This window comes from Denitrobacterium sp. (genome assembly GCF_056180635.1).
Map to the genome: position 1 here is coordinate 1 of NZ_JAZZJS010000007.1, position 20,233 is coordinate 20,233.

The 20,233-nt window shown below is 60.8% G+C and carries 21 protein-coding genes; 6 read left to right on the plus strand and 15 right to left on the minus strand.

Annotated features, from left to right (window positions below; all coding sequences use genetic code 11):
* From AC04P6_RS00455 to AC04P6_RS00510, 12 genes are all read right to left on the minus strand, one after another.
* The coding region (locus AC04P6_RS00455; protein ID WP_475564621.1) for a hypothetical protein at positions 1-401 on the minus strand (401 nt) is incomplete at its 3' end.
* Positions 398-838, minus strand: coding sequence for a hypothetical protein (locus AC04P6_RS00460; RefSeq protein WP_475564622.1), 441 nt, complete (start codon positions 836-838; stop codon positions 398-400). The genes AC04P6_RS00460 and AC04P6_RS00455, both read right to left, overlap by 4 nt.
* Entirely contained in the window at positions 829-2,982 is a 2,154-nt protein-coding gene (locus AC04P6_RS00465; protein ID WP_475564623.1) for a molybdenum cofactor biosynthesis enzyme, read from the minus strand. The genes AC04P6_RS00460 and AC04P6_RS00465 overlap by 10 nt, the downstream gene beginning before the upstream one ends.
* A gap of 3 nt (positions 2,983-2,985) precedes the next feature.
* Entirely contained in the window at positions 2,986-3,438 is a 453-nt protein-coding gene (locus tag AC04P6_RS00470) for a TadE/TadG family type IV pilus assembly protein (protein WP_475564624.1), read from the minus strand.
* 16 nt (positions 3,439-3,454) lie between these two features.
* Positions 3,455-3,682, minus strand: a complete 228-nt coding sequence (locus AC04P6_RS00475; protein ID WP_475564625.1) for a hypothetical protein — start codon at positions 3,680-3,682, stop codon at positions 3,455-3,457.
* Positions 3,651-3,887 carry a hypothetical protein gene (locus AC04P6_RS00480; RefSeq protein WP_475564626.1) on the minus strand — a complete coding sequence of 79 codons (237 nt, stop codon included), beginning with the start codon at positions 3,885-3,887 and terminating at the stop codon, positions 3,651-3,653. Before AC04P6_RS00480 ends, AC04P6_RS00475 begins: the two co-directional genes overlap by 32 nt.
* Positions 3,888-3,924: 37 nt before the next feature.
* A complete protein-coding gene (locus AC04P6_RS00485; RefSeq protein ID WP_475564627.1) occupies positions 3,925-4,830 on the minus strand; it encodes a type II secretion system F family protein in 906 nt (301 codons plus the stop codon).
* A complete protein-coding gene (locus AC04P6_RS00490; protein WP_475564628.1) occupies positions 4,830-5,603 on the minus strand; it encodes a type II secretion system F family protein in 774 nt (257 codons plus the stop codon). Before AC04P6_RS00490 ends, AC04P6_RS00485 begins: the two co-directional genes overlap by 1 nt.
* Positions 5,604-5,800: 197 nt before the next feature.
* Entirely contained in the window at positions 5,801-7,063 is a 1,263-nt protein-coding gene (locus AC04P6_RS00495; protein ID WP_475564629.1) for a CpaF family protein, read from the minus strand.
* Complete coding sequence (locus AC04P6_RS00500; RefSeq protein WP_475564630.1) at positions 7,054-8,478, minus strand: CpaE/TadZ family protein; 1,425 nt, start codon at positions 8,476-8,478, stop codon at positions 7,054-7,056. Before AC04P6_RS00500 ends, AC04P6_RS00495 begins: the two co-directional genes overlap by 10 nt.
* Positions 8,468-9,112, minus strand: coding sequence for a Flp pilus assembly protein CpaB (gene cpaB, locus AC04P6_RS00505; RefSeq protein ID WP_475564631.1), 645 nt, complete (start codon positions 9,110-9,112; stop codon positions 8,468-8,470). Before cpaB ends, AC04P6_RS00500 begins: the two co-directional genes overlap by 11 nt.
* A 187-nt stretch (positions 9,113-9,299) precedes the next feature.
* Positions 9,300-10,727, minus strand: a complete 1,428-nt coding sequence (locus AC04P6_RS00510) for an aminopeptidase (RefSeq protein WP_475564632.1) — start codon at positions 10,725-10,727, stop codon at positions 9,300-9,302.
* Positions 10,728-10,977: 250 nt separating this feature from the next.
* Here AC04P6_RS00510 and AC04P6_RS00515 point away from each other — a divergent pair, with 250 nt between their 5' ends.
* Together AC04P6_RS00515 and AC04P6_RS00520 are read left to right on the plus strand one after the other, a co-directional pair.
* A complete protein-coding gene (locus AC04P6_RS00515) occupies positions 10,978-11,574 on the plus strand; it encodes a rubrerythrin family protein (protein ID WP_475564633.1) in 597 nt (198 codons plus the stop codon).
* Positions 11,575-11,723: 149 nt separating this feature from the next.
* A complete protein-coding gene (locus tag AC04P6_RS00520; protein ID WP_475564634.1) occupies positions 11,724-12,383 on the plus strand; it encodes an NUDIX domain-containing protein in 660 nt (219 codons plus the stop codon).
* A gap of 5 nt (positions 12,384-12,388) precedes the next feature.
* On the opposite strand, the gene AC04P6_RS00525 is transcribed toward AC04P6_RS00520, so the two are convergent.
* The 3 genes from AC04P6_RS00525 to AC04P6_RS00535 all read right to left on the minus strand — a co-directional run bounded on the left by AC04P6_RS00525 (position 12,389) and on the right by AC04P6_RS00535 (position 17,138).
* Positions 12,389-12,682, minus strand: a complete 294-nt coding sequence (locus AC04P6_RS00525) for a YerC/YecD family TrpR-related protein (protein ID WP_475564635.1) — start codon at positions 12,680-12,682, stop codon at positions 12,389-12,391.
* Positions 12,682-14,283 (minus strand): citramalate synthase, encoded by a 1,602-nt coding sequence (gene cimA, locus AC04P6_RS00530; RefSeq protein WP_475564642.1) that lies wholly within the window; start codon positions 14,281-14,283, stop codon positions 12,682-12,684. Before cimA ends, AC04P6_RS00525 begins: the two co-directional genes overlap by 1 nt.
* A gap of 119 nt (positions 14,284-14,402) precedes the next feature.
* A complete protein-coding gene (locus AC04P6_RS00535) occupies positions 14,403-17,138 on the minus strand; it encodes an EAL domain-containing protein (protein ID WP_475564637.1) in 2,736 nt (911 codons plus the stop codon).
* A 252-nt stretch (positions 17,139-17,390) separates the two neighbouring features.
* Here AC04P6_RS00535 and AC04P6_RS00540 point away from each other — a divergent pair, with 252 nt between their 5' ends.
* From AC04P6_RS00540 to AC04P6_RS00555, 4 genes are all read left to right on the plus strand, one after another.
* Positions 17,391-18,326, plus strand: coding sequence for a transglutaminase-like domain-containing protein (locus tag AC04P6_RS00540; RefSeq protein WP_475564638.1), 936 nt, complete (start codon positions 17,391-17,393; stop codon positions 18,324-18,326).
* A gap of 128 nt (positions 18,327-18,454) precedes the next feature.
* The gene (locus AC04P6_RS00545; RefSeq protein WP_475564639.1) at positions 18,455-19,507 is read left to right on the plus strand and encodes a type II secretion system F family protein; all 1,053 of its coding nucleotides are present in this window, start codon (positions 18,455-18,457) and stop codon (positions 19,505-19,507) included.
* Between the two features lie 10 nt (positions 19,508-19,517).
* A complete protein-coding gene (locus AC04P6_RS00550) occupies positions 19,518-19,844 on the plus strand; it encodes a hypothetical protein (protein WP_475564640.1) in 327 nt (108 codons plus the stop codon).
* Positions 19,841-20,233 (plus strand): DUF4860 domain-containing protein (locus tag AC04P6_RS00555; RefSeq protein WP_475564641.1); only part of this gene is annotated, 393 nt, incomplete at its 3' end. The genes AC04P6_RS00550 and AC04P6_RS00555, both read left to right, overlap by 4 nt.

Sequence of the window (20,233 nt, forward strand, 5' to 3'; positions counted from 1 at the left end):
CCCAAGTCATCACTTGAGCTTCCGCTTACATCAACCCAACCCGCCGAAGCGAGCAATGAGGAAACGCGCTGCAGCGCGTCGCCTTCGCTCCACGAGCCCATAAGCGCTACCACGCCATCGCGATAGAGGACGCGCTTCGCACCGAGCACGCTAGGGTTAAACGTTTCGCGCACAAGCGCATCGGGCATTCCGTCCTCGTAAGAAATTTCGCCTCCGGAAGCCGCGAAGGCGTCGATAGCGGGATTCTGCCGAGACAGCTCCGTCTGGGCCGGCGGTTCGCCTGGCGCAACCGCTCCGGCACCGCCACTCAGGCCATCCAGCTCATGCCACGCCCACAGCAATCCAAAGCAGCCAACGAGAAGGCATAGAGCAACGCCTATGCGTTTTACCTGGCTACTCATACCAGCACCCCAGGTTTATACGGGTCGACCGTAAGAGTTGCCGTATGGGAAACCGACGGCAGCGAGACGCCGAACACCTGCCCCGAAAACGAACGTCCGAACAGAGTCGGCGAAAACCGAAGCGTTGCGTTGAACCGCACGTACCCGCCCGAGCAAGCTTCTCCACACACGGAAACCTCCTGATTGCTCGCGCAAAATGAGCGGCGAAGCTCCGCCTCTATATCACCCACTGCACCCAGCGTCGTTTGACCGTATGGCGGGGCTACGGCATACACGCACACCGCTTGGCGCGCCTCGCGATCGAATGCAGCGCAATCACCCAGGTACAGCAACGCGTTCACCGCAAGAAGCGCAATGGCGATTAGCACGGGCATGGCAACCGCCATTTCCACCGTCATCTGACCGCGCTCACCGGAAAGGCGACCGGCTATTCCCATGGCGCATCGCCCCCGCTCACACCAGGCAACGAACGCAGAGCATCACGAGCTTCGCCCACTTCGCCAGCGGCAACGTCTCTCCAGGCCGGGGGCAGCGTGATCGATATGGGAATTGAACCACCGCCGATATCGAACGAGGCGATTTGAACCTCGTCGTCCAGCGCGTCGATGCGCTCCTGAGCATACGAAGCAGTCACTAGCACCGCCGCATCAAGGGGGTTCGCGGCATTCGCCGGCATATGCGCAGCGATTCGCTTCGCACCCATAAGCCTCGATGCAAACTCGTCTCCGCCACTCACTTCCGCCACCTGCCACGAATTCACGAGCATGGGCTTCAGCGCCGATATGTTCGCAGGCTCCAAGCCAGCGGCACTCAACGCGTCATCCAGCGCGCGGGCCGCCCGATCGCCCAAGCCGCTTGCACTCATAAGGGGAAGGGCATCTAGCAGCGATGAGAGCCCCTCCTTAAACGAGTCGTAACCCTTTGCATACGCATGCAAGCAGCCAGACCACGCGCCCGCCATGAGGGGAAACGCACTTACAAGCGGAGAATCCACCTTCTCGACGAGCCCATCGAACAACGAGGAAATCACGCTATGGGCATCATCGGCCTCCTCCACACCCAGCGTAGCAGCCGATATGGCGGCCCGCGGCCCAAGGGAACCGCCGCCACCCACGAAACCATTGGGCATAAGGGAATCGGCAGATACCGACGAGGTATCAACCACAAGGGCAACCACCCCGTTCATGCCCGGCGGAGAAACGGACAATCGCTTGCCTGCTGAATCCGCAAGCAAGTCGCTTAGCGCGTTAAATATCGCCGTAACGGGACGTTTGACCTCTTCAGCCTGTCGCGCATACTCCTGCATGGCAACCTGATACACCTTCGATTCTTCCTCGACGATACGGTAGTAGTGTTCGAATCCGTTATTGGTCGAAGTCGAAGCTGCAGCGACGCTTCCCATGCTCGACGCATGGAACCGACACACCGGGCATGTTTCGTACCCGCACGCCTCCATCACCTGAATCGAGCTCGTACCCGCAGATGATTCTTCGGAAATACGCGGGCAGCCAGGCCACGCGTGCATATGGCGCGCTCCCCGTCCGTCCTGCGTTACGGGATACGCCGCCTGCGTATAGAGGCTCGTCAAACGCATTTCGTCGGTATTGGCAGGCAAATGGGGGAAGTTCGCCTCGAAATGGCCATCAGCGCTCTCGCGCACATAGCCACGAGACAACTCCTCGCTTGCGTACGCGTAAAAATGAGCGCGCAACGCAGAATTCGCACGATCATCCACCGAATTGCCCTCCGGATGCTCACACGCCAAGCGCGCGGGATAGTACGCCTGCGCGCGATGCAACGCCACGGAAAACGACCACGCATCCACGCTGCGATACAGGGGGTTCTGACCAGGAGAAAGACCAGCCAGCGACCCAGCACGCTCCTGCATGCAATACCCAGGCGAAGCTCCGCAATCGGCGAGGAAGGCACGCTCCTTGCTCTCGTTGGCCTTCTGCGCCGCTTCTTCCGCACCGCGCGCGTCTTCCTTGATTCCATCCGATTCTTCCTTGATGTAATCCGTAACCTCATACGCGAAATCCGTTCCAGTAGACGCTTCCCAACCACGCATCGGAAGAAGCACGGCAACGCCCAGGTAATTCGCATGCCCGCTATGGCTGTTCGCACGTGCGACCCCCATAGCCTGGGCAGCCGCGATGAAGGGCAGCAGCTCTTGGATCTCGCTCAACCCCTCGACCGCCTTTTCGGAAAAGGAATCGCGCGCCCGAAAGACCCTATCGGCAGCCTCGATGAGCTTATCTCCCACCTCCTGTGCACCGGGAACGCACAGAGCCACTACGCCCGCCCCCGCAGCGGCAATGCCAACAAGGGAAAGCGACAGGACGGTTGCATCGCACACCTGAACGGCGGTATAGAACTTCGCCATTTGGTTTTCGGCGGCAAGAGCGCATGCATCGGCGACATTCTGCGTTTCGGCGGAAAGCGTATACAGGCGATACACCTGGGCCGACGTTAGCACCAGCGACATCGTCACAAGAAGCGCGAGCGCCATGCCGAGCGTGGAAAACCCGCCATCATCACAGAAAAACGGACGTGCATTTGCTTTCCTCCCCAACCAAGACATCGTTCATTTCCTCCTGAACGCCCAGGGATCCGCATAGCCACCAAACCAAGCAGGACGGGCCCCGCACGTCTCCGTTACCTCGATTTGCATGCAACCATCAGGAGCGATGCCCAGCAACGCCCCCGCGGCATCGAAGAGGGGCACCAAGCGCACGCGATTGCGTATCGTTACCGTGGCGCGCTCGCTTTGCGCACCCCCTTCGAATTGGATATCCCACGAGCATTCGCCACCATGCATATGGAACAGATCGCTGGGCGGGATAGCGCCCAAACGACGCTTAACCATATCGCGGCATACTCCCTCATCAAAGGGCCCACCTGCGCCCATCGTGGCGACAAGGCGACATCCTTCGGCAGCCGCCGAACGCATCACCATGCGGTCGTACAAGATGATTCCCGGCTGCAAAAGCATGAGCAGCAGCACGAACAGGACGGGCAGCAGAAACGCAGCCTCCACGGTAGATTGCCCTCGCTCAGTACGCGAACACATCAAGCCACGCCCCCGTTCCGCCCGAAAGGTTATGCGACGCGCTTGAAACCGCATGACTCACGAACAGCCCCTCGCGCATGACATGCCATAGAGCGCCCAGACCAACCGCGATAAACACCAGGGCGGCCAGGATGACCGCGAACTCCACCGTGGACTGGCCGAGCGTACCCCATACGCGTCTACAACCCGTTGACGCCCGTCGCGATAGCATCCCAAAGCTCCTGAATCTTGGGCTTGAACAGCGTGATCGCGATAATCGCAATCACGACTAGAACGCCTACTAGAATGGCGTATTCGGTAGTTCCCTGCCCCTTGCAATCCTTGGCCAGGCGGGCGGCAAGGTCGTACATGCAGGTCGCCATGCGATGAATTACCCTGGCGGCCTCTCGTTCAACTGCGCAAACCATCTTCCTCATACATGTTTCCTTTCCATGGGGCGCCCACCGGCGCCGTCTACATCACATCAAGCAAAATCGGACCGAGCACAAGCAGCAGCATCGAAGGCAGGATGAGCGTCCCAACAGGAATCATCATCTTCACCGGCGCTTTCATGACCACCTCCTCGATTGCGCATTTCCTGGCACGACGAGCCTCCGCAGCCAGCTGCTCGAGCGAATCCGCAAGAGGCGACCCGAAACGCAGCGACCGCACGACGCTATCCACCACGCGAGAAAACAGCGGCGAGTCATACGATTCGGCAAGAAGACGCAACGCCTCTTCCCGCGTGCGCATGCCCGAACCCCACTCCGCACGAGCAAGCGATAGCTCGCCCGCCAGCACTCCCCCGAAGCAGGAGCAATAGAGCTGCAGCGAACGATCGAACGTCATGCCACTCCGCAGCCCCAGGCATATGACCTCGAGCGTCTGCGACAAGCAGCGCTCGAGCGACCGCGTTCGCAACGACGCTTCGTGCTTGAGCGCTCGGTTCAGAGAGCGCCAGCCGAACGCGCATCCGCAGATGACGCTCACGCAGGCAAGCTGCACGGAGAAGAGAGAGCCCAGAACGCCCGCAATGGCGGCAAAGGCCACCGTCGCACGCGCGCGCAGAGCGCAGAGCCCGCTTTCGGAAAGCCAAGGAGAAAGGCCCGCATGCAACGCCAGCCTCACGAGCGCGTCGCTTCCCCATCGGGCAACGGGAGCGCTGCCCCGGCGGGAACAGCGAATGGCCCCCGCAATCAGAAGCGCATCCAAGCCAGTCGCATAACGCGCAGAAGGGGAATCGCCCACATCGGCAGAGCGAGCCAGAAGCGTACGGCGCTGCGAACGGCTAGCGCATTCGCCCGCCAGCACATATGCGCCACATGCGCCCGAAACGGCCGAAGACACGCATGCAATGCCCTGCAAAACGCCCTCGAGCATCACGACACCTCCACCGCGAGTATGCGGCGCACTGCGAAAATGCCAGCTACCTGCATGGATACCGCCACGATAAGCATCGCGAACCCTAAAGGAGACGCAAAGAATGGCGAAAGAAAGTCCTTCGAGAGCAAGCTGAGCGCGACAAGCAGACCAAGCGTGACGCCAACCACTACGCGGGCTGATAGGCGCGCTTGAGCAGTATGGACGCGAAGCGACCTGCGAATCTCGATCTCGCTTTCCAGCGACTCTCGCGCCGCGTCGAGCACGTGCTGCAAGCTACCACCCGATTGATGCTGTACGCGCAGCGCCACCGCAAGAAACGACAGCTCCGCAGGCACTTCCTCGCGATTGCGCATCCCGGCAAGCGCCTCCGACACGCTCACCCCTGCGGAAAGCTCCATTCGCGCGCGCCCGAACAGCTCGCTCAATGGAGCGGGAGTCGTCTTTTCGAGCTCGTGAAACGTCTGCGGAAGCGTGAAGCCCGCACTGAAGCACGAGCCCATGGTGCGCAACGCATCGGGCAGCGCATCGCAGGCGGCCTCGCGGCGTCGCGCAAGCGCATGCGATGCAGCGGAATGCGCGGCATAGCAGCCCGCGACGAACGAGAGCAACCCGCCGATAACAGAACCGAACAGCGCTCCGCCCACCGCCGAGACGCCCAGCAAGGCAACGAGAATCGAAGCGACGCACGCTGGAGAAGACTCGTACCCCCTCACTGCCAGGGCGCGTGCGCACGTGGAACATGCGGCCGACGCGGGCCGTACGGCAAGCACGCGATTGCCCAACCCACGCAGCGGAGGAACCCCGTTGCGAAGAACGCGTCGCAATGGAGACCCTGTTCCCGAGCGCTTTTGAACTCGCCCGAAACGAACTCGTCGCTGCGCATACCCGAATGCGACGACAAGAAGAACCGCACAACACGACCCAGCGCTCAACGACGCCATAAGGGCCAGCAGCACCCTTTCGCTCATCATGCAGCCACCGCCCGATCGTCGACCTGCGCGAGCCAAGCACCCGCATCGCCGGGGTTTGCACGCGTGTAGAGGGGAAGCACCTGACACCCCACGCCATCGCTGGCGGGACGTACCTCGCATATGGCGCAAACGAACCTTCGCCCATCGGACGCGCGCGTCACCTGGACGATATAGTCAAGCGCGCTCGCAATCTGCGATTCGATTACTTCCACGGGTAGTTCAACCGCATAGCGCACCATCGTCGTAAGGCGAGAAACGCAATCCGAGGGCGAGTTCGCATGAAGCGTGGTAAGCGACCCATCATGCCCCGTGTTCATGGCCTGCAGCATATCGAGCGCTTCGCCGCCACGGCATTCGCCCACGATAATTCGGTCGGGACGCATGCGCAGCGCATTGATGACCAGGTCGCGAATGGAAACGAGGCCCGTCCCCTCCACGCTCTCGGGACGCGCTTCCAAACGCACGACGTGCGGGTGCTCCAGAAAGCGCAGCTCGGCGGAATCCTCGATGGTCACGATTCGCTCAGCCTTGCTGATTTCGCAGGAAAGCGCGTTGAGCAGCGTCGTCTTGCCGCTGCCCGTGCCTCCCGAAACGGCCATGTTCTTTCGCTGGGCAACGCATTTCTGCAGGAAACGACGCACCGACGGTTCAACCGAACCGCTTGCCTGCATGTCGACCATGGTCATAACCTGGGCGCGGAACTTGCGAATCGTGAGCGTTGGACCATCGAGCGCGATAGGCGGTATAACGGCATGTACGCGATGACCCGCCGAAAGGCGGGCATTGACCATCGGCGACGACTCGTCGATGCGCCTGCCCAACGGCCCCAGGATGCGATCGATGAGCGTACGCACATCATCCTCTCGCGAAAAGGGGTTCTCGCATGCCTGCAGCACGCCACCCCGCTCAATGAAGAACGAAGCGCATCCGTTAACCATGATTTCGGTCACCGACTCGTCTTCGAGATACGGCTCGAGCGGCCCCAGTCCAAACAGCGTATCTATAAGCGCCTTTACCATGCAATCCCGCGCCGATGCGCTTTCGGCCAGCCATGGATCGGACTCGAAGACCTGCTCGCAGGCACGGCGCACCTCGTTTTCCGCACGCGTGGGATTTTCGCGGCCCATACGGGCAATCGCCTGAGGCGGCAGCATCTCGCGGACTCTGCGCTTCAGCTGCTCAAACGCAGTGCTTTCCTCCCTCGCGCCAGCCGACGCCGCAGCGTTGCCGGCCTGGGAAACCAGTTCCATCAAAGACATGCCGCACGCCTCCTTATGCCATCCAAAAGGTGACCACGCTTTTTCTTCGGGTCGGCCACCACAATCGACCCGGCATGTGCGGAGCGAGGAAGCGTCTCACGCAACGCGGACTCCAGACTACGGCAGGCGGGATTGCCCGCATCGACCAAGTCACCCGTCTGGCCAGCACCCATAACCTCGCCCACTTCCTTGCCGCCTTCGGCCACCTCGAACGCGGAGGCGCCCGATAGCGCGCACGAGACATCGATGGAGCTGAAGAGCGATGAGCGCGAGCAACGATTGACGAGATACTTCACCGAGCGCGTTGCCACGCCGCATCGCGAACATAGCTCGATGGCGTGCCGGCAAAGGCGAATGGCGGTGGGGCGCTGGTCAAGCACGAAAAACACTGCCGATGACAGGGCAATCAAGCGCATATGCAGCGCGTCCCAAGCAGGCCCCGTATTAACGACCACCACATCGAATCGCTCGCGTAACGCCTGGAGCACATCGACCATCGCGGGGTCGGCCACCTCGGCATGCTCGAGGCGAAGCGGAGCCGCAAGCAGCGCAGGACGATTCCCGTCGGTACGCAGGGCGTCGAGCTTGCCCAAATGAGCCGCCACATCGTCGATGCGCATAGGGTCGTCGACCCCCAGCAGATAATGGGCGTCGCCGCACTGAAGATCGGCATCGACAAGCACCGTTCGATATCCCAATCGAGCTGCGATAACGGCCGACAGAACCGAAATGGTGCTTTTTCCCATGCCCCCGCCCGCCCCCACGACGCAGAGCATGAATCCCAAGCGCGATGGCATTGCGTTTTGCGCCTTAGAACCAGGGATGATGCTAAACCCGGAAAGCGATGTTTCGGCTTTCTTGGAATCGCTTTGAGCCGCCCGTTCTCGGCCCGCCGAAGCGCTCGATTCGACAATTTGCGCCGTGGGTACCATAACCCCAGGTGGCGTGGTACCCCCTCCCCCAGCTTTCAGGCCCTTCTGAGAGCCCTCAGGAGCCGCATGAGCGGGCTTTCGCGCCATTGACGCATCTGCCTGCGCATCACGCCCTGACACGCCGAAACGGGCCTTGCACTGGGCGTAAATGCGGGCGAGAGACGCGCCATCCATCACGCCGGTAACGCCCGCTGCGCGAGCGCGACTATAGAGCGACCCGCTCCCGTCGAACGACACGAGCGCGACCGTCTGAGCACCATCGCGCTTCAGGGCCGCCGCCAGGTTGATGGCGTCGACCGAATCGCTTCCGGCAATCCAGTACGACCTATCGGCGGCATGAGAACGCGCGTAGGCACGTGCCTTGCTCGCATCCGTGAAGACCAGCAACCAAGACTGGGAATCGAAACTCTCGCCACCCAGACCCATCATGTCCGGATGCTTCAAACAGACCTCGTCCATGCAGAAGACGACCTTAGGCTCCATGAGCGCTCCCCTCGTACGACGAACCTGGCAATGTGAGATAGATGGATGCAACCTGCGTCGCGGCAATGACTTCCTGAACGCGTTCATCGGAAACGGAAAGCGTCACCCACGAGCGCGAGCCCGAACCCGACCCACATGCGAGCACCGACACGCCCTCGGCGATGCGCGTCACGCCGGAAGCCGAAACGGCATACACATCCACGCGATTGCCCACGCTCAGGGCACCGCCAACCGCCTGCGCGCTTTCCACCTCAAGCCCCACGGCCTGATACCCCGCGGACACCACGAGCGAATCGGTTGCCCCGGAAAAGCGCTGCTCGGTTACGACCTCGCCCTTCCCAATAGACGAGGTTAGGCGCACGCCCTCTTTCGACGCGAGCGAGTACACCGCGTTTGCGGGAAGGAGGTCGACCAGCCAAGGGCGCACCTCGGCATTGGACGAATCGAGCTTCTCGCCCGGGGATATATCGCGCGTTGCAACGCACACGTCAACCTGGTCGCCGCCGTAACGCGACATCGCCTCGGCGCGCACAGCGTCGACCTGGCCCCTTACGGAACCCAGGTACGCCATAACCGACAACGCGCATATCGCGCCGAACAGCAGCGCAAGGGCGATCATTCCCCGTCGTTTCATGCATCCTCCTTCCTTCGCAAACCCCACGTTCAAGGTCGGGGGCGTCAGCGCGATAGAAAAAAGGTCGCGACATGCGGGACGAAAAAGTCACGCGGGAGTCGCACATCAAACACGCGACGGTCGCGCGCAGCAAAATGCCCCGGCCTCCACAAGGGAGACCGGGGCGGAAAACGCTATGGTGCAGACGCTATGCGTACTGCAGAAATGCGGAGTAGCCCTTCAACGCCTCGTAAATATCGGCCTTGTTCGTGACCTCCCACGGAGCATGCATGGAAAGCACGGGCACGCCGCAGTCGATGACGTTCATGCCGTAGCGCGCCAGGATGTAGGCGATGGTGCCACCGCCGCCCTGGTCGACCTTGCCCAGCTCGCAGGTGTGGAAGGTAACGTTGCCAGCTTCCATGATTCCGCGAATCTTGCCCATGTACTCGGCGTTCGCATCGTTGCTACCGCTCTTGCCACGTGCGCCCGTGTACTTGTTGAACACCAGGCCATGACCGAGCATGCCGGCGTTCTTGGCGTCGAACGCGCCCGCGTACAGCGGGTCGATGCCAGCGCTCACGTCGCTCGAAAGCATATTGGAGGAGGCAAGCGCGCGGCGCAGGGGCAAATCGCCCTCCTCGCCCGCGAGCGCCATGATCTCGGCCACGGTGTTCTCGAAGAACATGCTGGTCATGCCCGTGGCACCCACGCTGCCGATTTCCTCTTTATCCACCAGCAGGCACACGGCGGTGCGCTGCAGGTCGCCCGCCTGCAGCTGGGCGATGAAGCTGGGGTAGCTGCACACGCGGTCGTCCTGGCCATAGCCCAGAACCATGCTCTCGTCGAAGCCGCAGCTGCGCGCGCGACCAGCGGGAACAACCTCGAGTTCTGCGGAAAGCAGGTCTTCCTCGTCGAAGCCGTACTTGTCACGGAAGAGCTTCACGATGGCAGCCTTAACGGGCTCTTTGCCTGCCAACGACTCGGGCGAGCCCTTCGGCGCGGCCTTCGCTTCCTCCTCGGACACCACCAGCGGGCGCCCGCCCACGAGCACATCGAGGTCCTCGCCCTCGATTACGTGGCCACCGTCCTTCTTAAGTTGGTCGGCGCCCAGGTGAATGAGCAGGTCGGTGACGCAGAACGCGGGATCGGACGCATCTTCGCCCACGTTAACCTGCACCTTCGTGCCGTCCTTCTTCACCACCACGCCGTGAATGGCCAGGGGAACCGTGACCCACTGGTACTTCTTCACGCCGCCGTAGTAATGCGTGTCGAGCAGCGCGAAATCGTTCTGCTCGTACAGCGGGTTCTGCTTGACGTCCAAACGAGGCGAGTCGATATGCGCTCCCAGAATGTTGAAGCCCTCTTCCAGGGGACGCTTGCCGATCTGCACGAGCATGACCGACTTGTCATAATTGCTTGCATACACGCGATCGCCCGGCTTGAGCGCCTCGCCTGCCGCACGCACCTCTTCGATGCTGCGGTAACCTGCTGCGCGCGCCGTTTCGATGACGTATGCCGCGCACTCGCGCTCCGTTTTGCACGAGCTGATGAAATCGATATACGAATCCGCCAGATTCGCTACTTTGACCAGGTCTTCTTCGGAATAGGCCTTCCATGCGTTCTTACGCTCCATGAAGCTCCTTTCGCTGTGGCCCCTTCGGCTTTTGTCGTACCTTCGCATTATCGCACGCATCGCTCATGGCGGGGCAAACCAAGCGGAATGTCACCCACACGACAAAGACGCGACAAATACGCGCATCACGAGCAAAATTCCCGTGATATGCAGGCGAAAGGCGAGTATGCTGGGGTCATGCGCGCACATAGCGCGCACGTGAATGCCAGATAGCGATACCGGCCAAACGCGCCGGAAAAGGAGGATCGACATGGCATTGCCCACCGCATCAACATCCAGCAACTTCAACGTAGTACCTAACCCCGCTTGCACGCCCGGCGACACGCTGCAGAATCTGAAGAGCGCCGTCGAGGGCGAAACGGGCGCGAGCGCCAAGTATGCCGCGTATTCCAAGAAAGCCGCAGAAGAAGGGTTTGGCCAGATTGCAAGCCTGTTCGCCGCAGCCAGCAAGGCGGAGCAGATTCACATCGCCATGGAAAGCAACCTGGTTCGCAAAGCCGAGCCCGACTACGTGAACCCCGAAGCCCCCGCCGCCGAGGTTCATTCCACCGACGTGAACCTCATCGACGCCGCGCTTGGCGAAATCTTCGAGACGAGCGACATGTATCCGCAGTTCATCAAGATTGCCCAGCAAGCTGGCGACACGGCTGCCGAGATGGTGTTCACGCGCGCCAAGCTGGCCGAGGCCTACCATGCGCAGCGCTACATCGACGCATACAACACGATCGACCACCTCACCGACGAGAAATACTACGTTTGCCCTGGTTGCGGATACATCCATAAGGGCACGGGCGTGGGCAACTGCCCCATCTGCGGCGCCCCCGAAAGCAAGTTCCTGGAATTCTAAACCGAACTTAGCCACGCGAAACGCGAACCCCGGGCAAGCATCACGCGCCCGGGGTTCGCTGCATACATGGGCCCGCCAGCGTGCAAACCGCCGCGCTCGAACGCTCCTTTCGTCGTATACTTCATTCAAGGTCGCGGAAGGGAGCAATCGTGAACGAAGCATCGAACCATGTGGAAACGCCCCAGCTCATCAATGTCGAGCAGGTCTCCAAAGGCTGGATCAAGAAATACGTTCTCACCTACCGCCTTCCCAACGGCAGCGAATTCACGTACGAAGCCGTATCGCGCAAGGGATACGAAGACTACCTCGACGAGCTAAAGAATCTCGCCAGCGACGCGCCCCATAGGCAGGAACCCGACGCCGTGTGCATCGTGCCGCGCACGCGCAGCAACGAACTCGTTCTCATCAGGGAATTCCGCTACCCGCTGAACAGCTGGTGCGTCGCCTTCCCCGCAGGGCTCGTGGAAAGGGGGGAATCGCTCGAAAGCGCCGCCGAACGCGAGCTGGAAGAGGAAACGGGCTACGCCCTCTCGCGCGACGAAGATGGAAACGCCCACGTTAATCCGCTATCGCAGCCGGGCTTTTCCTCGGCGGGCATGAGCGAGGAGACGGTACAGGTAGTGTACGTGCACGTGGAAGACGAGCCCGCGCACGAGCCGCGCACGGAAACGACGGAGTACATCGAAGTGTTCAAAATCGCCGTTCCCGACGTGCCGAAGTTCCTAGAGGAAAACACCACGCCCATCGAGACGCGCGCCCAGATGATACTGGAAGCGTTCAGCCGCAACGTGCAGCGATACGGCGCGTAGAAACGCTACTTTCGGTTCTTTTCCAGGATGTCGAGGGCATGGCGGTAGCCGCCCGAGCCATAGTTGAGGGCCTTTGAAACGCGCGCAATGGTGGTGGCAGAAGCACCCGTGGCCTCTTCGATGGCAACGTAGGGTTTGCCGGAATCGAGCATACGGGCAACCTCGAGGCGCTGCGACGTTTCCTTGATCTCGCGAATCGTAAACAGATCCTCGAGCAGAGCATACGCCACGTCGGTATCCTTCACGCCTGCGATAACCTCAAGCAGGGCCTCTACACTGGCATTTCTCAGATCGCTCATTACTTTCCCATCCTAGTCAAACCATACTCAACCGAGTCGACGAGGGCATTCCACGACGCCTCGATGATGTTCTCGCTCACGCTGACCGTACCCCACGTATGAATTCCGTCAGAAGTCGTGATGGTAACGCGCGTGATAGCATTTGTGCCTATGCTTTCATCCAAAATACGCACCTTGAAGTCGACGAGCTCGATGCCCGCAACCTCCGGATACGATTCCCCAATCGCCTGACGCAACGCACTGTCGAGCGCCCCAACAGGGCCAACGCCCTCGCCCGTAGCAACATAGCGCGCGTCGCCAACGTGGATTTTGATAGTCGCCTCGCTTTCGGCATCTTTCGCCAACGCGCCGGAGTCTTCGCGGTCGTCGACGATGACACGAAAGCTTTCCAACGTGAAGTGAGGCTTCGATACGCCCAAATGACGCATGATGAGCAGCGCCAGGGAGCCATCGGCCACCTCGTACGAGTAGCCCGCGGCCTCGCGCGCCTTCACGTCGTCGAGAATTTCCTGCACGAGCTCTGGGCGGTTGGACAAATCGAACCCGAGCGACTGCGCCTTGGTGACCAGCGACGCCTTGCCCGCGAGCTCGCTCACGAGAACGCGCTGCTCGTTGCCCACCGCTTCAGGGCTTTCGTGCTCGTATGCAGCAGAATAGCGCGCTAAAGCGCTCGCATGCAACCCACCCTTATGGGCAAACGCCGACTGCCCCGTGTAGGGCGTGCGCGCGGGAAGCGTGACGTTGCAGCATTCGGCCACGAAATGGGCCACACCGGTGAGCTGCGTGAGGTCGTTAACGCAATGCATGCCCATCTTCAGCTGCAAATCGGCGATGACGGTAAGCAGATCGGCATTGCCCACGCGCTCACCAAAGCCGTTCACCGTGCCTTGAACCTGCGTTGCACCTGCGGAAACAGCCATAAGCGTATTGGCGACGGCGCAACCGGAATCGTTGTGGCAATGAATGCCAAACCGCTGCCCGGGCAACGCCGCAACCACTTCGGAAACCACGCGGTGAATCTGCATGGGAAGCTTGCCGCCGTTGGTTTCGCACAGGTCGATGGACGAGGCGCCTGCCTCGCTTGCAGCACGCAGCACCTCGAGGGAATACGCGGGGTTCGCTTCATACCCGTCGAAGAAATGCTCGGCATCGAATACGACTTCGACGCCCTTGCTAACCAGGTACGACACGGAATCGCGCACCATGCGAAGGTTTTCCTCGAGCGTGGTTCGCAGCGCACGCGTAACCTGTTCCTCGTGGCATTTTCCCACGATGGTGACGACGGGGGCGCCGCTTGCCAGAAGGTCGGCCAGTCCGGCATCCTCTTCAGCGGCAACGCCCTTCCTGCAGGTAGAGCCGAATGCGGCCACCTTTGCATGCGCAAGGGGCATCGATGCCACGCGCTTGAAAAAGGCGATGTCCTTGGGGTTCGACGCGGGATAGCCACCCTCGATAATGTCGACGCCAAAAGCATCGAGGCGTTCGACGATGCGCAGCTTATCTTCCAGGGAAAACGAGATGCCCTCGCCCTGTTCGCCGTCGCGCAGCGTGGAATCGTAGGTGACTATGTGAGTGCGTGAGTCCGTACTTCCCCCAATTATGCAGGCTAACTATCAATTCGCTCATTGTACTCCATTACGCTAAAGTACGAAAGCGGAGACATCGTGAGGGCGTAACATAACACATTAGCGCGACGAACGACAAACAAAAGGAACGGGAGCTACGCGGGGTTAATGCCGTCGAGGCTGAAGCACTGGACTTCGGCGAGGAACGCGGCCATGTCTTCCTTGCGAGCAATGAAAACCGCATCGATGCAGTACTGCACCCTGCCCAGCGTGACGGTAAAACGCATCGTCTGACCTGCAGCTTCGCATTCCTTGAACGCTGCCAGGGCCTTGTCGCGGAACGGGCCCGGCTTATTAAAGCGTGCCGCCGAAACTTCGAGCGTGCCCGTACCAGCTTCCTTGAGCATGCGCATGTAGCGCCTGTTCACCTGCAGGTAACGCATCGTATTGTCGTCGAGGAGCTCGACGATGGCGATGGGGCGTCCGAACAGGAACGGCACGCCATCCACCTCGCCCAAGGGGTCGGCGGAAAGCATATTGACGTCGCCGATCTTGTCGAAATAGAGGCGCTCTTCCTCGCTCTCGATAAGCTGCTCTTTCTTCTTGGACTGGAAGATTTCCATGTCGTCGTACTTAGCCAGCCCGTACAGCTCGCCCTGAATCTTGCCGCAGCCGATGCTCTCGAGGAAGATGCGCTGCTCCTCGTTCGCCACGCCTTCGGCCACAACGCCCATGCCAATCTTCTTGGCCATGTCCACGATGCTCGCGACAACGCGGCGCGCGCGTTCGTCGGAAGCGCCGTCGTCGCCCAGCACGCGGAAGAACTCCATATCGATTTTCAGCGTGTCGAAGCGATAGCGCTTCAGCATGTTCAGGGAAGAGAAGCCGCTGCCGAAGTCGTCGACCCAAACCTCGTGCCCCATCTTGCGCAACGCGTCGATGCCCTTGCGCAGCGTATCAGGCGAATCGGCAAGCGAGCTTTCCGTTATCTCGAAGTGAATGCGCGACGGGGAAATGCGGTACTCCGCCAGGATGTTGCGCACTTCCGTGGGCAAATCGCAGAGCTCGAAATCGAGACGCGAAAGGTTCACCGAAGTGGGAAGCGTATGCACGCCCGCGTCGGTTACCTCGCGGTGGTCGGCGCACACCGCACGCAGCATATGCAAGTCGAGCTTGTGAATGAGGCGCGCATCCTCTAGAAAGGGAACGAATTCCGAAGGGGGAATCGTGCCCAGTTTCGGGTCGTTCCACTTTGCCAGCGCTTCGTAGCCGCAGACCTTCTGCGTTACCGTGCGAACCACGCGCTGGTAGCTCGCCAGGATATGCCCCTCGCTCAGCGCTCGGTCGAGGTTGTTCACGACGAAATGACGGCGATTCGAGCGCTCCATCATCTCATCGCTGAAGAAGCAATACAGATCGTCGTAGCGACCTTTGATGCTGTCGCAGGCAACCTTCGCGCAGTCGCCCATGAACGACAGGTTCACGTGCGTGTCCTCGGGCGTGTGAATGTAGATGCCCGCCTTCGCGGCAACCACCACGCCCTCGCCCAATTCGGCAACGCCCTTGCACACCGATACGACGCGCTCTTCGAAATCGCTGGTCGCGCGTACGGCCACCAGGAAATGGTCGTCGGACATATGAGACGTGATGCCATCGGAAAACGTGCTCTTCACCAGCGAGCCCACGCCCTTCAAGAGCTTATCGCCGCCTTCGTAGCCCTTCTGGTGGTTGTAGATCTTGAAGTCCTCGATGTCGAAATGGACGATATAGACGATATCGCCATCCCCCGCAACGCGGTTGATGAGCTCCTGCGCCTGACGACGGAACGAAGAACGCGTGGGCATGCCCGTGAGCTCGTCGACGCCCCTGTCGTGCAGCAGCGATTCGCCCAGCTCGTCCTGCTCTTCGGACGGGGCGTACTTGGAGCCGATGAGCAAGTTCTTGCCGCGCTGTTTCGCACGCAGGAGGTTCTCGTCGGCCAGCGTAATCATATGGCGCAGCTCCTTTTCGTTGCGCGCCTCGCCGCAGATATAGCCAGCGGAGTGAACCAGCCTGAACCCGGATGCACGCACCCGCGGTTCGGAAAGCGTAGCGAACGCCCTGCGCATGTGGTTGGCGCGCGAGAGCATATCCTCTTCGGTCATGTCGAAGAGACCCAGGAATTCGTCACCACCGTAACGGTAGACATCCTCGCCGGGGAAGAAATCGCTCACGATGCGCGCGAAATCGGCGAGAAGTGCATCGCCCACCGTGTGGCCACACGCGTCGTTGATGTACTTGAAGTCGTCGAGGTCAGCCATGACCACGATGACCGGGCGGTTCACGTAGCGCGGGAAATTAAGGCGCAACGCACGGCGATTCGGCAGGCCGGTGAGCTCGTCGCGCACGGAGAGCACGCGCAGCTCGCTTTCTCGGCGCGCGGCGGCAAGCGTCTGGCGATAGCGCCCCACGCTCACGGCCATGATGGCAACCCAGGCCACGAACATGACCACGAAGATTTCGGCATCACCGGGCCGCACGACGTAGATGGCCGCGCCCAACGTGGAAAACGAGAGAACGGTGAGCATGAACGCACCGATGGGAGGCTCGACGAACAGGCATGCGCACAGCGCCACCTGCAAGAAGAAGATCATTACCTGACCGCCGGCAAGGTAATCGAGCAGCGAGGCAAACCCACCGGCAAGCACGCTCGCGAACATGTACGTAACGAGGATGGCCTGGAAGACCCTGCGCTTCATGCGCCCCTTTAGGTACCGACGAGAAAAGTAGATGACCAGGGCATTGCACACGATCATGAAAATGGGGACGTAGACGGCGCCCAATGCGGAATACGCTTCATCGTCGCCCACGATGCGCAAACCGAGGATGACCGCCCACGCAAAGATGAACATGACTCCCGCATAGTACCCAACGTTGGCGTTGGAACGCGCGAAGAAATCGAGTACATCCCTGTTGTGGCGCTCGAGACCTACTAGTCGTTTCAACCTATTGCGCATGCTCGTATTCCGTCTGGTCAAGTGCAGAGATCACCGTGCCAGAACCCCCTTCTGGCCACTTTGAATATGATACCGCATCCTGTTCTATAATACATAGTCACTGGGCATTATAGGATGTTCGGTTACAAACGACGGGAATGGTTAACCGTGCATATTGCCAGGTACAAAAGAGTCCTCGTCTTCGCGAGCGCTATCCTCTGCATCGCTCTCGCGTCATGCTCTTCGGGCGGAGGCGAAGGCAATGCACCCAACAGCGAAACCTCCGGCGCTCCCCTGAACGCACCCGCATCCATCCAAGAGCAATCGTTCAACGATGCCAGCGCCATTAGCTCGAACGGCGCCTCCATCGACACCTCGCAGGCGTCCAGCGGCTACGTGGCAGCGAAAGGCACCAGTTCTTCGCGCCTGAAATTTCAGGTCACGAAGGATGACATGAGCTACAACTACGACCTTCCCGCCGACGGCTCGCCCATCTACTGCCCCATCAACATGGGCGACGGCACCTACTCCTTCCGCATCATGCAGAACACGAGCGGGCAGAACTACGTCGAAATCGCCTCCACGCAGGAAACCATCACGCTCGACAGCGAGTTCGAGCCCTTCCTGCAGCCCAACGTCTTCTGCAACTACAGCGAGAGCAGCGAATGCGTGAAGCTCGCGCGCAGCCTGGTTTCCTCCGCTGCCAACCAGGGCGAAGCAGTGCAGGCCATCTGCGAATACATCACCAGCAATGTCACCTACGACACGGGCAAGGCGGAAACGCTGCGCACTGCCACGGGCTACATCCCCAACCCCGACGAGACGCTCGCCAGTGGCACGGGCATCTGCTTCGACTACGCCTCGCTCGGGTGCGCGATGCTACGCAGCCAGGGCATACCCTGCAAGGTCATCACCGGCTACGTTTCCCCCGACGACATCTACCACGCGTGGATCATGGTCTATGTCGACGGCGTATGGAAGTGCGGAGAGTTCAGCGTCGACCGCAACACGTGGTCACGCGTCGACCTCACGTTCGCGGCGGCTTCGGGAAATGTCAGTTACGTGGGCGACGCGAAAAACTACACGGTTCGATACACCTATTAGGAAAATACGGAAGGTATACTAAAATGGAAAATTGTTGCGGGGCACACGAAAAACAAGCGGTCTATCAGGGGCATTCACCCTTCGATAGCACCTTGCACGCATCGGGCTCCACGGCAGAGGAGTAAACCATGGCCCATTCATTGCTCGAAAGCAGCGCGCTCAGCGCCTTCTTCGGCGGCATCGCCACGATGATCGCGGCGGGCATTCAAACCGACGAAGCGGTGCTCATGCTTGCCGAAAACCGCGAGGAATCGCATTTCAAGAACGTATGCGACAGCGTGTACGCAGGGCTCATCTCGGGAAAGACGCTTTCCGAATCCATGGAGGAAACCGGCGCGTTCCCCCGCTACGCCATCGACATGGTGCGCACGGGCGAGCATTCGGGCCGCCTGGAGCGCGTGCTTCGCAGCCTCGACCTGTATTACGACGAGGAACATCGCATGTTCGCCAAGCTGCAGTCGAGCGTTGCCTACCCCGCCACGCTCCTGTGCATCATGGCCATCATCCTGGGCTTCACGGTGGCCGTCATCCTGCCCGTATTCGTTGACGTATACCAGAACATGTCCGGCTCGCTCACCACGGGCTCGTTCAGCGCAGTGGGCCTTTCCATCACCATCGGCTGGGCCGCCCTGGGCGTAACCGTCGTCTGCGCCATCGCGGCACTCGCGCTCGTCGTGGCCAGCCGCACGGAATCGGGGCGCCAGCGCGTGCTGAACCTCTTCGAGGCGTTCCCCACAACGCGTCAGGCCATGTACCAACTAGCACTTTCGCGCTTTTCGGTGGCCCTTTCCACCTACATCGCCTCGGGCGTGAACAACGAAGACGCCATGCAGCGCGCAACCGCAACCGTCGACCACGTGCTTCTGCGCAAGCGGCTGAAGGCAGCGCGCGCCACCATGATCGACACCGACAATCCGCGCAGCCTTGCACAAGCCATCTCGGAAAACGACGTGTTCGAGCCGCTCTACGCACGCATGCTCACCGTGGGCAGCCATTCGGGCAGCATCGACAACATCCTCGGGCGCCTGTCCCAGATGTTCTTCGACGACGCCGTCGCGCAGGTCGACAAATCCATCGACCGCGTCGAACCCATCCTGGCGGCCCTGCTCACCTTGGCTGTGGGCGCCACGCTCGTTGCGGTAATGCTCCCACTCATCGGCATCATGGGATCCATCGGATAGAAGGCGTTCCATGTACCACGAGCAGACATACGCGAGCAAGAGGAAACGACGCTTCCGGCGCGTTATCGCGCTAGTGGCAGTCGTCGCCATCGCCGCGCTCGTTTCCCTGAGCGTGCAGTTCGCACAGCAGAACGCACGAGCTCAGGGCGCGGTATCGCTGCGCAACGCCATCCTCAATTCCGCCAAGGAATGCTGCGCGATCGAGGGGTCGTACCCCTCGTCACTCGCCCACCTGGAAGAGGACTACGGCCTTACCGTCAATCACGCCGACTACGCCGTAACCTACGAGTGGTTCGCCGATAACGTGCTGCCCAGCGTGGTGGTGATTCCCCGATGACGATTCAGAACGCAGACATCATCGGCGCCATGTCGGCCATGCGCCCCCAGCGCGGCAAGAGCAAATCGCAGGGCCTGTTCATGGGCGTACTGCTGGTGCTCTTCTTCGTGCTCTTGCTCTTCGCGCTCAGTTCGGGCGTGTCGGTATACCGCAGTGTCGCGGAAACGCAGGCGAACGCCGTCGACGCCAAGATGGGCCTGTCGCTCATGACCAACCTCGTTCGCTCCACCGACGCCACCAATGCCGTGGCAAGCGCGCAGGGGCCCGAAGGCAAGGCGCTCGTCTTGGTGGAACGTCTTGATTCGGGCACGTACGAAACGCGCATCTACCTATACCATGGCGCCATCGTGCAAGAATACGGCCTGGCCAACGCCGCATACACGCCGGAA